Below are 13,198 nucleotides of genomic sequence, written 5' to 3' on the forward strand. Positions count from 1 at the left end.
CGGGCCCCGAGGCGACGGCGTGGGCCAGCGTCCGCGCGGCGTCGCCCTGCCAGCAGGGCAGCGCGCCTGTGAGCAGCGCGTGGAGCAGGCAACCGAGGGCGTAGACATCGGAGCGCGTCGTCGCCGGTGCACCGCGCGCGATCTCCGGCGCGACGAAGCTCGCCCGGCCGCCGAGCCCGGCGATGGCCTCGGCCGATCCGGCGTCGACGCGCGGCGGGACGACGTGCGGATCGCCGGCGAGCGGGAACTGGAGGAGCCGCACCGGACCGGCGTGCGCGGCGGCGCCGACCGGCGATGGCTCACGGTAGACCGCGTCGAGCGAGATCCCCCCGTGCACGCAGCCGAGCCGGTGGAGCCAGGCCACGCCGCGCGCCACCGCGAGCACGACCGCCGACGCTTCCTCGGGGGCGAGCGCGCCGCGGGTGGCGAGCTCGGCCGCCAGTGGCACGCCGCCGACCTCGTCGCAGACGATGAACCGGAGTTTGTCGGCCTTCTCCAGCGCCCGCGGCCGGACGAGCACCGGATCGGCGGCAGCGTGCGCGGCCTTGGTGCGCTGGACGATGTCGGCCCACACCTCGGGGACGCAGCGCTTCGTCGCCAGCACGACGATCGCCACCTCGCGGCCGGCGGTGTCGTGGCGGGCGCGGAAGGCGTTGGGGGCGGGGCAGTCGATGCGGTCGAGGAGCCGGTACTCGCCGACGAAGAACGGCCCGGTCTCGCCCCGCAGCAGCCGCTTTGCTTGCCAGGCCGTGACGATGCCCCGGTTGACGAGCCAGCGTGCGGCCACCTCGGCCGCCGCCGTCGGCGCCGTCCCGGGCGGGAACGGGAGCCCCTCGAACTCGCGCCGCAGCGCCTGCACCCGCGCGGCGTCGGCCAGGCCCGAGGCGACCAGGGCGTCCCACAAGCCGTCGGGGGCGGTGCCACTCATGCGCGAACGGTGCTTCCCGGAGACGATGGCAACAGCCGGCGGCACCACGCCACCGCACCGGCACCGGCGGAGCGCCTGCCCCGCTCCCGCATCCTACCCGTCGGCCGAACCGCCGATCCACGGCGCGGCCCGCCGCCGCCGTGCCGACGGCCAGGCGCGTGGCCACACCCCGCCGCTTGTGGGGCGCACGGAGCCACCGATATACAAGGCTCCCCTGCTCCCCGTCCTCCCAGCGACCCTGCCATGCGCCCCAGCGACGCCACCGCGATCTACTTCGAGCGTGCCGCCAACGAGCTCGACCTCTCCGCGGAGATGCGCCGGCTGCTCCTCACCGCGCGGCGCGAGGTCCAGGTGCAGATCCCGGTGGAAATGGACAGCGGCGAGCTGGCGACGTTCATCGGCTACCGGGTGCAGCACAACAACGCGCGTGGCCCGATGAAGGGGGGGCTCCGCTACCACCCCCAGGTCGACCTCGACGAGGTCCGCACGCTGGCGGCGCTGATGACCTGGAAGACCGCGGTCGTCGACATCCCCTACGGCGGTGCGAAGGGGGGCGTGTCGGTCGATCCCCAGACCCTCTCGCGCCGTGAGCTCGAGCGGCTCACGCGCCGGTTCGTCGACGCGATCCACGACCTGTTCGGCCCCGACGTCGACATCCCCGCCCCCGACCTCGGCACGTCGCCGGAGGTGATGGCCTGGATCATGAACCAGTACGGCAACTACCACGGCTTCGCCCCCGCCTGCGTCACCGGCAAGCCGGTCGAATACCACGGCATCGCCGGCCGTGAGGAGGCGACCGGGCGCGGCGTCGGGGCGCTGACCACCAAGCTCCTCAGCCGGCTCGGGCGGCGCTTGCCCGGCGCCCGGATCGCGCTGCAGGGGTTCGGCAACGTCGGCTCCCACACGGCGCGGTTCCTCAAGGACGCCGAGTGCAAGATCATCGCGGTCAGCGACGCCACCGCCGGGTTCCACCGCGCCGACGGGCTCGACGTCGGCGAGCTGGTGAAATACGCCCAGTCCCACGGCGGCCGGCTCGCCGGCTTCACCGGCGGCGACGCGCTCTCCAACGCCGAGCTGCTCGCGCTCGACTGCGACGTCCTCGTGCCGGCGGCGCTGGGGGGCGTGATCACCGCCGCCAACGCCGCCGCCGTCCGCGCCCCGGTGATCGTCGAAGGGGCCAACGCCCCGGTCGATCCCGAGGCCGACGCGATCCTCGCCGAGCGCGGTGTGATCGTGCTCCCCGACATCCTCGCCAACGCCGGCGGCGTGACGGCGAGCTGGTTCGAGTGGGTGCAAAACCGCCAGCATTACCAGTGGGGCATCCACCGCGTCCGCCAGGAGCTCGACCGGATCCTCGGCGAGGCGTTCGAGCAGGTCTGGCAACTGTCGACGTCGCGGAAGGTCACGCTCCGCACCGCCGCCTACATGGTGGGCGTCGGCCGCGTCGCCCGGGCGACCGTTCTCGGTGGCATCGCCTGACGGCGCTCACGCCCCGCGGACAAGCCACTGCCACAGCTCGACCAGCCGCGGCGGCTGCCCGGTGCGGAGGATGCCGGTGGCGAAGATCCGGCCGGCGAGACAGAGCGTCACCGCCACCGCCGCCAGCAGGAGGAGGGTCGTGCCGACGATCTCCCATGGCGGCGGCGAGGCCGCGGCCCGGTTCATCATCACGAACGGCGTGTAGATCGGGATCCACGACATCACCCGCGCCAGCGTGCCGTTGGGATCCTTGGGGATGAACATCATCGTCAGCAGCGGCACGATCATCACCAGCATCACCGGCTGCATCATGTTCTGCGCCTCCTTGAGCGTGTTGCACACGCTGCCGAGCGCCAGAAACAGGCTCCCGTAGAGCAGGTAGCCGAGGATGAAGTAGCCGACGAACGCCGGCAGCAGCCCGGAGCGTGTCACCACGTCGAGGAGGCTCCGCGCCTGCTCCGCCTGCGGGCCGGCGTTCCACCACAGCATCCCGACCATTCCGGCGATCCACGCCAGGATCATCGTCAGCCCGACCGCGGCGATCCCCAGGAGCTTGCCGAACATCAGCTCGCCGGGCGTGACGCTCGACAGCAGCACCTCGACGAGGCGGTTCGACTTCTCCTCGATCGTGTTGTTGAGCAGCAGCGAGGCGACGGCGAAGATCGACGTCCACAGGAGGTACACGAACCCCACCGGCGCCCACTGGCGGAGCTGGTCGGCGAGGCTCACCTGCTCGCGGCCGCTCGCCTTCCGCGGATCGAGTTTGACCACCGGCACGCTCGTCCGCTGGACCGCCTGGACGGCCGCGGCATCCATCCCCTTGGCGACATACTCGGCGCGCCGCTGCTGGTCGTTGATCGCGCGCTCGATCTCGGTCCGCAGGTCGGTGTCGGCGAGGTTGGCCGCCCAATACTGCACGCTCTCCCCCGGCTCCGGCACGCGCGGCACCCCGCCGGGGCGGCTGACGTGGTCGGCGATGTCCTCGGGCACGATCACCGCCGCAAACAGGTCGGTCGGCCGGCCGTCGATCTCCACCTTCTGCTCACCACGGAGCCAGGGGCGCAAGGCGTCGGCGACGGCCGCCGGCCCCGCCTCGGGGTCGATCCCCGCCGGCAGGTCGACGCGCACGAACAGCTTCCGCGGCTGGACGAACGGCGGCGCGTCGGGGGCGATCAGGCCGTTGACCTTGGCCATCGCCACGGCGAGTCCCCCGGCGTTGACAAACGCCTCGAGCGCCGCAGGGTTGGTGTCGGAAAACTCCTGAAGCACCTTCTCGACGTCGACGGCCGGCGTCGCCTCGAGGTCGGCGGCGGGCACCGTCTTGCCGCGCACGGCATGGCGCGAGAAGTACTCGCCGAACGCCTTGAGCACCTCGCGCTGGTGGAGCCGCTCGACGGCGGCGTCGATCGCGTCGCCGTAGACATCGGCCGGGTCGACGACGACGAAGGCGCGCGAGGGCGTGCTCGATTCGAGGAGGCGCTGCGCCGAGAACCCGAGGACGAGCAAGAGCGGGACCATCGCGATCCCGAGCCAAAACCCCTTGGTATGGACGTTCTCGGCGAATTCGCGGCAGGCGACGAGCCAGGCGTTTCTCATGCCACTTCCTCCGCGGCCTGTTCAGCCCCCACCAAGCGCAGGAACACGTCGCGGAGCGTCGGCTCGCTGCGATCGAAGCCCACCAGCGGGATGCCGTCGCGGAAGCAGGCGGCGAGGATCGCGTCGGCGTCGCCATCGTCGGCGAGCGTGACCTCGTGGCGGTCGCCGCCGAGCGCCGTCAGCCCGGTGACGCCGGGCATGCCGCGGAGCCGCCCGGGGTCGACGGGGGTGCGGATCACGATCCGCCGCGGGATCGTCCGCCGCGCCTCGGCGACGGTGCCGTCGAACACCGCCCGGCCGCGGGCGATGAGCACCAGCCGATCGCAGAGCCGCTCGGCGTGTTCCATGATGTGGGTCGAAAAGACGATCGTCGTCCCCTCGCGCTTGAGGTCCTCGATGAGGTCTTCGAGGACCTGCTGGTTGACCGGGTCGAGGCCGGAAAACGGCTCGTCGAGGATCACGAATTCGGGGTGGTGGGCGATCGACGCCAGCACCTGGACCTTCTGCCCCATCCCCTTGGAGAGCGCCTCGCACTTTCGCGTGGCGAATTCGCCGAGGCCGTACTTGTCGAGCAGTTCGAGGGCGCGCTTCCGGGCCGCGGCCGAGGGCATCCCCTTGAGCGAGGCGAAGTAGGCGATGATGTCGCAGGCGCGCATCTTCTTGTAGAGCCCCTTCTCTTCCGGCAGGTAACCGATCCGGTCGCGGACCAGGAGCGCCGACGGCTGACCGAGGACCGTCACGCGGCCGGCGGTCGGCTGGTAGATCGACAGCGCCATCCGGATCGTGGTCGTCTTCCCGGCGCCGTTGGGGCCGAGGAAGCCGTACACGCTCCCCCGGGGCACGGAGAGGGAGACGTCGTGGACGGCGGTAAACGCGCCGAACGACTTCTTCAGCCCGTCGAGGACGAGGACGGGTTGCGACGACTGCGACACGCGCGTGGCTCCGGTGGGGGGCCTCCGTTATAGGCCCTCGCCGCACGGCGTCCCACGCCCGGGCGTGGAGGCCGCTTCGGCCGCCTCGATCGCCGTGTAACGGCCGGACTACACTCACGCTCCGACGGCCCCCCGCGCGACGAGGAGACGCCCATGCTGATCTACGGTACGGCCCTGCTCGGCGGCTGCCTGCTCGGCGGCCGGTTGGCCGGGGCGTGGCTCGCGCGGCAGGTCGGTGTCGCCGGCGACGTCGGCGGCGTCGGGATCGCGATGCTCCTGCTCGTCGCCACCACCGCCCTGCTCCGCCGGTCCGGCCGGCTCGACGCCCAGACGACGACGGGAATCGGCTACTGGGGCGGCATCTACATCCCGATCGTCGTCGCCATGGCGGCCACGCTCGACGTCCGCGCTGCGCTCGGCGGCGGAGTCGTGGCGGCCGTCGCGGCCGGGGCGGTCGTGGCGGCGGCGTTTTGCCTCGTGCCGGTGATCGTGCGGATCGGCGGACGGTTGCCGGGCCGCGACGGGGAGACCGCATGACGCTCGATCCGGCCGCCTTCAAGCCGCTCACCGACGTCCTCGCCGCCGAAGGGCTGGTCACGGCGCTAGTGCTCGTGGGGATGATCACGTGGGGCGCGGAAGCGGTCGCCCGCCACCTGCTCCGCGGCCGCGTGCCGGGATCGGTGGTCGCGATCCTCGCCGGGCTGGCGCTGGCCTGGTGGGGAGGAACCGTGAGCGGCGGCACGCGCGGTGCCGCCGGGATCCCCTGGCTCGCCGGGCTCGGGCTGCTCGGCGGCGCCACGCTCCGCGACCTGGCGATCGTGGCCACGGCGTTCGGCATCCGCCCGGCCGAGTTGGCAGGCGCCGGGGCGGCAGGAGTCGTCGGTCTGATCACGGGCCTCGTCGTCGCGTTCGCCCTCGGCGGCGTGAGCGCCTATGCCTGCGGCTACCGCGATCCGGTGGCGGTGACGACGATCGCCGCCGGAGCGGCTACCTACATCGTCGGCCCCGTCACCGGCTCGGCGCTCGGCGCGGGGGCCGACGTGATCGCCGTGGCGTTCGCCGCCGGCGTCATCAAGGCGATCCTCGTGATGCTCCTCACGCCCCTCGTCGCCCGGTCGATCGGCCTCGACAACCCCCGCGCCGCCGCGGTGTACGGCGGACTGATGGGCACCAACAGCGGCGTCGTCGGCGGCTTGGCCGCGACCGATCCGGCACTCGTGCCGTATGGCGCGCTGACGGCGACGTTTTACACGGGGCTCGGCTGCCTCGTCGGGCCGTCGATCGTCCATGGCGTCGTGCGCCTCCTCCTCGGATGAGCCGACGCGCGGTCAGACCGACGGATTTCCACGAGTGACTGCCATGCTTCCGATCATCGACCGGGTGGCTCGACATGGCTCAGCCGTCGCCGTCCGCGACGGATTGGGCTCAGCCGTCGCCGTCCGCGACGGATTGGGCTCAGCCGTCGCCGTCCGCGACGGATTGGGCTCAGCCGTCGCCGTCCGCGACGGGATGGGCACGACGACCTACACCTCGCTTCTCGACCGCTCGGCGGCGCTGGCAGCGGCGCTGCTCGGTGGCCGTGGCGATCTCGCGGGCGAACGCATCGGGATCCTCGTCGAACCCGACGCGGCGTTCGTGGCGGCGCTGTGGGGTGTGTGGCGGGCCGGCGGGATCGCCGTGCCGCTGTCGCTCCATGCCACGGCCGACGAATTGGCCCATGTCGTCGCCGATGCCGGGATCGGCACCGCGCTCGCCGACGACCACCTCGCCGCCAGCCGCCAAGACGTTTTCGCACGCCGCGGAATGCGACTGCTCGATCCGCGCCGGGCCGCCGCGCCGGCCACGCCCCTCCCCGACGTCGACCCCACGCGCCCCGGTCTGATGCTGTTCACCAGCGGCACGACCGCGCGCCCCAAGGGGGTGGTGACCACTCACCGCTGCATCCAGGCCCAGATCGAATCGCTCGTCGCGGCGTGGCGCTGGAGCAGTGCCGATCGGATTCCCCTGTTCCTGCCGCTGCACCATGTCCACGGGCTGATCAACGTCGTGTCGTGCGCGGCGTGGGCCGGGGCGACGGTCACGGCACTGGGGAAATTCGACCCCGCGGAGGTATCGGCCGCGGTCGCCGCCGACGAGTTCACGCTGTTCATGGCGGTGCCGACGATCTTCGTCCGCCTGCTCGAGGCGCTCGACGGCCTCGCGGCTCCCGACCGGGCGCGTGTCGCGGCGGGATTCGGCCGGCTGCGGCTGGTCGTGTCGGGATCGGCGGCGCTGCCGGCCAGCGTGTTCGAGCGCTTCGCCACGATCACCGGGCAGCGGATCCTCGAGCGCTACGGGATGACCGAGATCGGGATGGCGCTGTCCAATCCCTACGACGGCCCGCGCCGCCCCGGCCATGTCGGCGGGCCGCTTCCCGGCGTCGCCGTGCGGCTGTGGAGCGACGCTTCCCGCGGCGCACCGCCGCCAGGCGAACCGGGCGAAATCCAGGTCCGCGGCGACACGGTCTTCGCCGGCTACTGGGGGCAGCCGGAGGCGACGGCGGCGGCGTTCGTCGACGGCTGGTTTCGGACCGGCGACGTGGCGGTGATCGAGGAGGGGTCGTACCGGATCCTCGGCCGGTCGAGCGTCGACATCATCAAGAGCGGCGGCTACAAGCTCTCGGCGCTGGAGATCGAGGCGGCACTGCTCGACTGCCCGGCGATCGCCGACTGCGCGGTCGTCGGCCTCCCCGACGACACCTGGGGGGAGACGGTGGCCGCCGCGGTCGTGCTCCGCGCTGGCACGGAACTGTCGCTCGAGGCAGTTCGCGACTGGGCCCGCCAGCGCCTGTCTCCCTACAAGCTGCCGCGTGCGCTCGTCTGCGTGGCGGCACTCCCGCGCAACGCCATGGGGAAAGTCACCAAGCCGGCAGTTCGCGAACTGTTCGACGCCACGTGAGCGCGTGACGCCACGTGACGCCGTGAGCCCAGCCAAGTGCGCAGTGCGTCACCGTGCAGGCGCCGGCCACAGGCCAAGGCGCCGGTAGAGATCGGCGAGCAGCCAGATCGGGCCGATGAGGAGGAACTTCACGTCGTCGAGAAACGACGGCTTCTTCCCCTCGATCGCATGGCCGATGAACTGCCCGACCCAGGCGACGACAAACACCCCCAGCGCCGCCCCCCACAGCGGCACCGGGCCGCGGGCCGCGAACATCCGGATCGCCGCCAGCGCCAGCGCCGAAAACAGCACCATCCCCACCGCCAGGCGCGGCGAGAGGCGGAGGTAAAACAGCGTCGCCAGCGCGACGACGATCACCGCCCAGTCGAGGCCGACACCTCTCAACAGGGCCGGGCAGGGAAGCGACGCGACCAGCGCCAGCACGCTGACGGTGATCGCCGGCACGCAGACCCAGTGGAACGCCTTGTTGATCGGGTTGCGGTGGCACTCGCCATAGGCGTCGAGCCACTCGCCGACGGTGCGTCGCGCGGCCACGGTCACTTCTCCGCGGGAAGCTGCCCGATCCACTCGCGCACCAGGGCCACCGCGTCGGCGTGGACGAGCTTCCGGCCCAGGCTCGGCATCATCACCGCCGGCTCGTCGGTCTCGAGGCGGTGGACGAGGATCGAGTCGTCGGGCTTGCCGGGGACGATGTCGTAGCGCCGGCCACCGGCGCCGCGCCCGGCGGCGACGGGGCTCTTCCAGACGCCGACGCGCGCCAGGTCTCCCTGCGAGCGGCGCAGGTCGAGGCCGGTCGTCCGGGCGCTGCCGGCGGGATTGTGGCAGTGGGCACAGTTGACCTCGAGCCAGCCGCGGGCCCGCTCGGCGACGGTTCCGGCATGGGGATCGAACGCCGCCGGCACGCTCGGCGCGCCCGCCGCGGGCAGGCCGGTCAACAGCCCCGCCTCGGCGAGCCGCGCGAGCTGATTGCCGCCGGCGGCATCGGGGAGGGAGCGGTTCATGTTGGCGGCGGTCGGTCCGAGCGGCTCGTAGGCCGGGCGCGACTGGCCGTGGGTCTGGGCGTGGCAGGAGAGGCACTGGTTGGCACCGGGCACTTCGTAGGAAAGCGTCGCCGTGCCCTCGTCGCCGGCGCCGCGCGCGATCTCCACCTGCCGGCCACCAAGGCACAACAGGGCGTCGTCCTGCGCGTCGTTCCAGAGGTAAGAGGCGCCAAACCAGCCGTCGGCGGTGCGCGCCTCGATCCGGGTCTCGACGAGGCGCTCGCCGCCGTCGGCCCCCGTACCGGGAAACGAGAACGTCTTCGCGATCAGCGTGCCGACGGGAAACTCCACGACACCCGACTCGCGGTATTCGATCGTGCCGCCGGCAGGCAGGCGGATGAACCGGCGCTTGTGGGAGTGGTCGGAAAACAGTTCGGTCGACAGCTCGTAGCGCACCACCCCCGGCGCCGGCTCCTGCCGGGCCGGTGGGCCGTCGAACAGGCCAAGCGCCGCCAGCGATGTCGGCAGCGACCGGTAGAAGCGCACCGCCGCGGGCACCTCCCGGCTCGGCGGATCCAGAGGGGCGAGTGTCACCGCCGGCAGGGCCGCGACATCGGCCGACAGCTCCGCAGGATCGGTCTTCGGCCGCGCGTTGCCCGTGATCAGGCTCAGCGCGTTGACCTCGGCGATCCGGAAGTTGGCGAACGTGGCGGCGCCGTTGGCAGCGAGGCGGAGGCGCGGCTTCGCCGTGCCGGGGGGCGTGACGCCGTCCCAGAGGATGTCGGGGAACTTCCGCCCCAGCAGCGGGCCGAGGAGCGTGGCCAGCTCCCCCTGTGGCTTGCCGCCGCCGCCGGAGATCCGGTTGCCGTGGATCGCGATCTCCTCCGGCACGGGATCGTAGGCGGCGTGGTCGAACTTCTTCCCCAGCGACGTGAAGGCGAGGACGAGCACGCTCGCCGACTGGTTGTCGACGATGTCGTTGTCGGTCACCTCGACCCGGTCGGTGGCGAGGATCATCACGCCGGTACCGGGCGGCACGGTCGCGACCATCGAACCGGGATCGGCGAAGTTGCGGTGGTTGTTGGCGACGGCCCGGTTGCGGAACACGCGCACGCCGCCGCCGTTGGCGACCGGGAGGCCGGGGAGGTCGAAGACGAGGATCCCGCCGGAGTTGTCACGGGCGAGGTTGTCGTGGACGTCGGCGGAGAGGGTGTTTTCGATTTCGATCCCGGCGACGTTCCGCTCGGCGAGGCAGCGGCGCACCACGACTCCCTTGCACTGGCCGACATACAGCCCGGCGTCGGCGGCGCCGATCGCCGTGCAGTCTTCCATGAGGACGTTTTCACACTGGACGGGATAGAGGCCGTAGGCGCCGTTGTCGGCCGAGGGCTCGCCGGTCCACTCGGCGCGGACGTCGCGGAGGATCACGTTCCTCGCGCCCAGGACCTTGACCGCGTCGCCGGCCGTGTCTTCGACGGCGAAGTGCTCGAGGACGAGGTTGTCGCCGGTGGCTTCGATGCCGTGCGATCCCCCCGACTGCCCGGCGAACGACAGGACCGTCCGGGCCGAGCCGCGGCCGCGGACGGTGATCGAGTCGGCGACGAGGTCGAGCTGGTGGGTGAGGCTGTAGACCCCTTCCTCGAGCTGGATCACGTCGCCCGGCGTGGCGTCGACGAACCGCTCCTGGAGCCGCGCCTGGGCGTCGGGGCCAGGCGCGATCACGAACCGGCGGCCCGGCTCGGAGCCGGTGGCCGATACCGGGATGGCGAGGGCGGCGGCGAACGCCACGATCCGCGCTGCCGAAACTACGACACTTCTGTTCACGGTCGACATCCTCGTGGGATCGCGGGCTCGATCTCGCGCCGCGGCTCAGGGCCGCGCCGCGGCGGCGCGGTGCGGCGCCGGCCGTGGCTCGCCGGGATGGTAGGCCGGCCCGGCATGCCGGTCGATCTCGTCGGCGGTGAACAGCGACGGCTTGTACTCGCCGGCGGCATACAGCGGCGCCTGGTCGAACCAGTGGGGCGACTGCGGGTCGCCCGACTGCCCGAACTGGAGCACCGTCCGGGCCCGGATGCCGTCGCCCAGTTCGACGACGCCGACGTAGCTGTGGCCGGCGACGCCGTAGCGCCGCTTCTGTCCGGCCTGCGGCCGGGTGTAGAAGTTGAACACGATCCCCACCGGCCCCGGCGACCCCGCCACGGGGAGGCTCGGCTCGTCGTCGCTGAACGCCCCACGCCCCTCCATGTCGATCTCCGAGCCGTGGATCCGCTGGAGGCGGTTGATCTCCCCCCACTTCACCTGCCAGGTACCGAAATCCTTTTCCAGGTCGGCGACCGTCGCTTCAAGCGCCCGGAGGCGCGGCGAATTGAGCAGGTCCATCTTCTGCACCATCTGCATGACGCGGTCGAACGTGAGGACGAACAGCGTCATCGGCACCGACTCGACCGTGCTGACGCAGTCCCAGGTCCGCAGCGCCTCGACTGCCGGGCCGAGCTTCTCGGCACGGGCCGCGTCGGTCTTCTTGACCGCGTCGTACTCGGCGACCAGCTCCGGCACGCGCGCTTCGGCTTCGATCACGCGCGTGTCGAACCCGGCCCGCGCCCAGGCATCGAAATCGAATGGCTCGGTCGCCCCGAGGATCCGCCGCGAGATCCGCGCCCGGCCGTTGTCGCGGTCACGCTCGCCGATCATGTATTTCGGGAACCGGGCCGCGGCGGGGTTTTCGTCGGTCGCCCCGGCGGCCAACTCGCGGCCGTGGGGCACGGTCGTCAGCGGGCCCTGGTTGCAGTTCTGGAGGAAGCCGCACGTGGGGTTGGCAAGCTGCGGCAGTTCGTCGAGCGTGTGGTAGCCCTGCCAGTCGGTCCGCGGGTCGGCGCCGTCGACCGGCCTGGTCCAGTCGAAGGCCGGGTCGCGCTTCGGGATCGCCCCGTTGTAGACGAAGAAGATCTCGCCGGCAGAGTCGGCGACGAGGCAGTTGAACATCGGCACGTCGCAGTGGGCCAGCGCCTCCTTGAACTCGGCCACGTTCCGCGCCTTGCCCATCGCCTGCCACTGTTCGAGCGTGCCCCCCTCCTCGAATTTCGCCAGCCGGAGGGCGAGCGGCTTCCCCGCGCGGACCGCGACGATCGGGCCATGGTGGGTCTTCGTGAACCGGAACGTCCGCGGGACGACCGCGCCGTCAGTGAGCACGCCGATCGTGTCGGTCCATGATTCGAGCGCCCGGCTGCCGTCGCCATGCCGGTAGCGGGCCGGATCCTGCGGATCGACGGCGATCTCCCAGACGTCGGCGATGTCGGGCTCGTTGACGGTGTGGCTCCAGGCGAGGTGCTCGTTGTGACCGAGCGTGGGAAACGGCGAGCCGAAGAAGCAGGCGCCGAGGAGGTTCCAGCCCTCGGCGCTCGTGAGATGCCCCTCGTACCACTGCCCCGGTCCGAAGAACGGCTGGTGCGGATTGATGAACATCAGCGCCTTGCCCGACGCCGACTTCCGCGGCGCGACGGCCCACATGTTGGAGCCGACGTGGGCCGCCAGCAGGTCGGCCTCGGCGTCGGCCTCGGCCAGCCGCGCGACATGGTCGAGCGTGGCGGGGAGCAGCCCGACCGGGCCATCGCCGTCGGCACGGACTTCCTTCACGGCGGCGAGGATCTCGCGCGGCGCGAGGCCGCTTTTGCGGTAGATGAACGACTGGTAGAGCATGAAGCGCCGGAACGCCGGCACGTGCCAGCCCTCGAAGCGCGTGATCAGCCGCGGCCGGACCTCGGGATGGGTGTCGAGAAACCAGTTTAGCCCTTCGGCGGCGGCGTCGAACAGCGCCTTGCCGGCCGGTGAGGCGGCGGCGTATTCGTCGTGCGACAGCCGGCCGATCCCCAAGGCGCGGTTGACCAGATCCGCCGGCAACTCCCCCTCGCCATAGACTTCCGCGGCGCGGCCGATGGCCCGGAGGTAGCTGTCTTCGATCTGCCAGAAATAGTCCTCGGCCTGCGCGTAGAGAAATCCGAACACACAGCCGGCGTCGGTCGGGGCCGAGACGTGCGGCACGCCGTAGGCATCGCGGCGGATCGTCACGGTCCGGGCAAGCTCCCGGGCCCGCTCACTGGCCACCGGCTGGCGGTCCTCGACCGCCGGCGCCGCCCGGTCGACGACCGTCTGGGCCCAGGCAGCGGGCGCACCGAGACCGGCCGCGACGGCGACCGCCGTGGCGACGCCCCAGGCGTTGCCCCTGCTCCGACTCGCCGCGCCATGACCGTGCCGTTGCATCCGGATCCCCCTTTCGCTGCGGGCGCCGCCTCGACCGATCGGCACGGCGCTCGCGCTCGGACCGTTCCCCATCGCCCTGACATCGCGAC

General features: G+C 72.0%; 10 protein-coding genes. 4 read left to right on the top strand and 6 right to left on the bottom strand.

Features of this window, described 5'->3' with window-relative positions; translation table 11 throughout:
- Positions 1-928: hypothetical protein (locus FJ309_10180; GenBank protein ID MBM3954963.1), on the bottom strand; the 928-nt coding region annotated here is incomplete at its 3' end.
- A gap of 243 nt (positions 929-1,171) precedes the next feature.
- Between FJ309_10180 and FJ309_10185 the strand changes: the two genes are divergently transcribed.
- Complete coding sequence (locus FJ309_10185; GenBank protein ID MBM3954964.1) at positions 1,172-2,407, top strand: glutamate dehydrogenase; 1,236 nt, start codon at positions 1,172-1,174, stop codon at positions 2,405-2,407.
- A 6-nt stretch (positions 2,408-2,413) separates the two neighbouring features.
- Here the strand turns inward: FJ309_10185 and FJ309_10190 are convergent, their stop codons facing one another.
- A complete protein-coding gene (locus tag FJ309_10190; GenBank protein ID MBM3954965.1) occupies positions 2,414-4,003 on the bottom strand; it encodes an ABC transporter permease in 1,590 nt (529 codons plus the stop codon).
- Complete coding sequence (locus FJ309_10195) at positions 4,000-4,935, bottom strand: ATP-binding cassette domain-containing protein (protein ID MBM3954966.1); 936 nt, start codon at positions 4,933-4,935, stop codon at positions 4,000-4,002. Before FJ309_10195 ends, FJ309_10190 begins: the two co-directional genes overlap by 4 nt.
- Positions 4,936-5,088: 153 nt before the next feature.
- On the opposite strand from FJ309_10195, the gene FJ309_10200 reads away from it, so the two are divergent.
- From FJ309_10200 to FJ309_10210, 3 genes are read left to right on the top strand one after another with little or no spacing between them, the layout of a single operon-like run.
- Positions 5,089-5,472 carry a malonate transporter gene (locus tag FJ309_10200; protein MBM3954967.1) on the top strand — a complete coding sequence of 128 codons (384 nt, stop codon included), beginning with the start codon at positions 5,089-5,091 and terminating at the stop codon, positions 5,470-5,472.
- Entirely contained in the window at positions 5,469-6,251 is a 783-nt protein-coding gene (gene madM, locus FJ309_10205; protein MBM3954968.1) for a malonate transporter subunit MadM, read from the top strand. Before FJ309_10200 ends, madM begins: the two co-directional genes overlap by 4 nt.
- Positions 6,252-6,294: 43 nt before the next feature.
- Complete coding sequence (locus tag FJ309_10210) at positions 6,295-7,872, top strand: AMP-binding protein (GenBank protein ID MBM3954969.1); 1,578 nt, start codon at positions 6,295-6,297, stop codon at positions 7,870-7,872.
- Positions 7,873-7,920: 48 nt separating this feature from the next.
- Here FJ309_10210 and FJ309_10215 read toward each other — a convergent pair whose 3' ends face one another.
- The 3 genes from FJ309_10215 to FJ309_10225 are packed head-to-tail and all read right to left on the bottom strand — an operon-like array spanning position 7,921 to position 13,109.
- Entirely contained in the window at positions 7,921-8,406 is a 486-nt protein-coding gene (locus FJ309_10215; protein MBM3954970.1) for a DUF962 domain-containing protein, read from the bottom strand.
- A 2-nt stretch (positions 8,407-8,408) separates the two neighbouring features.
- Entirely contained in the window at positions 8,409-10,685 is a 2,277-nt protein-coding gene (locus FJ309_10220) for a hypothetical protein (protein MBM3954971.1), read from the bottom strand.
- A 36-nt stretch (positions 10,686-10,721) separates the two neighbouring features.
- On the bottom strand, positions 10,722-13,109 hold the full coding sequence (locus tag FJ309_10225) for a penicillin acylase family protein (protein MBM3954972.1): 2,388 nt from the start codon (positions 13,107-13,109) through the stop codon (positions 10,722-10,724).
- Positions 13,110-13,198 lie beyond the last annotated feature (89 nt).

It is taken from the genome of Planctomycetota bacterium, from assembly GCA_016872555.1.
In the GTDB taxonomy this organism is placed as follows: Bacteria; Planctomycetota; Planctomycetia; order Pirellulales; family UBA1268; genus F1-20-MAGs016.